Origin of the sequence: Streptomyces sp. NPDC051172, assembly GCF_040682555.1 — a bacterium.
Taxonomy (GTDB): domain Bacteria; phylum Actinomycetota; class Actinomycetes; order Streptomycetales; family Streptomycetaceae; genus Streptomyces.
Genome location: NZ_JBFBBE010000426.1, coordinates 1 through 1,134, shown reverse-complemented (window position 1 = coordinate 1,134; position 1,134 = coordinate 1). Strand labels below are relative to the sequence as shown.

2 protein-coding genes are annotated in these 1,134 nt (G+C 70.8%); both read right to left on the bottom strand.

Features of this window, described 5'->3' with window-relative positions; all coding sequences use genetic code 11:
• Positions 1–618 (bottom strand): DEAD/DEAH box helicase (locus AB0N07_RS51660; RefSeq protein WP_365848015.1); only part of this gene is annotated, 618 nt, incomplete at its 3' end.
• Positions 619–675: 57 nt separating this feature from the next.
• Positions 676–1,134: twin-arginine translocase subunit TatC (locus AB0N07_RS51655; RefSeq protein WP_365848013.1), on the bottom strand; the 459-nt coding region annotated here is incomplete at its 5' end.

The window sequence follows — 1,134 nt, the reverse complement described above, 5'->3', positions numbered from 1 at the left end:
GTCGAGCCAGGCGCCGAACTCCTCGGCATTGGACACCGTGGCGGACAGGGAGATCAGCTGCACGTGCTCGGGCAGGTGGATGATGACCTCCTCCCACACCGGGCCCCGGAACCTGTCGGCGAGGTAGTGGACCTCGTCCATGACGACGAAGCCGAGGCCGATGAGGGTGTCCGACTGCGCGTACAGCATGTTGCGCAGCACCTCGGTGGTCATCACGACGACGGGCGCGTCCGGATTGACGGAGGTGTCCCCCGTGAGCAGGCCGACGTTCTCCGCGCCGTGCACGCGGGCGAGGTCCGCGTGCTTCTGGTTGCTGAGGGCCTTGATGGGGGTGGTGTAGAACGCCTTAGTGCCGCGGGCCAGGGCCAGGTGGACGGCGAACTCGCCGACCACCGTCTTGCCGGCACCGGTGGGCGCCGCGACGAGGACGCCGTGGCCGTCCTCGACCTCGGCGCACGCGCGGCGTTGGAAGTCGTCGAGGGGGAAGCCCACGCGTGCGGCGAACCGGCCGAGCTCGGAGCCGGCATGGTACCGGGCCGCCCGAGCACGGGCGTAGCGCTCCGCCGGGCTCAGCTCGGGCTCGCCGTGCGGGGTCGCGGACGCGGGATGGTGGGCCATGGCCCCACCCTACTGGCGGGTCCGGCGTCCGGGCGAGAGGGCCGCGGCGGACGCCGCTCAGATCTGATCGAGCGGCTTCGGGCCTGCGGCGAGCTCCGCCTCGACGTCCACCTCGCGCTGCCCCGAGCGGCGGTCACGACGACGGTCCCCCCACAGGCACAGGGCGATGGCCACGCCGAAGAGGACGACGAGCGGCACCGCCATGTAGAACATGGAGATCGCGTCCGACCCGGGGGCGGCGATCGCCGCGACGAGCATGACGAGGAACACGGTGATCCGCCAGTGCTTCACGATCATCCGGCCCGGCAGGACGCCGAGCATGTTCAGGCCCACCAGCAGCACGGGCAGGACCATGGCCACACCGAACGCGAGGTAGAGACGCGTGACGAAGCTGATGTACACGGACGCCGTCGGGAGATTCGCGCCGCCCTCTGGAGTGAAGCCCACGAAGAACTGGACGGCCTGCGGCATCACGAGCCACCCCAGCGCGATGCCGAAGAGGAACAGGGGCACGGC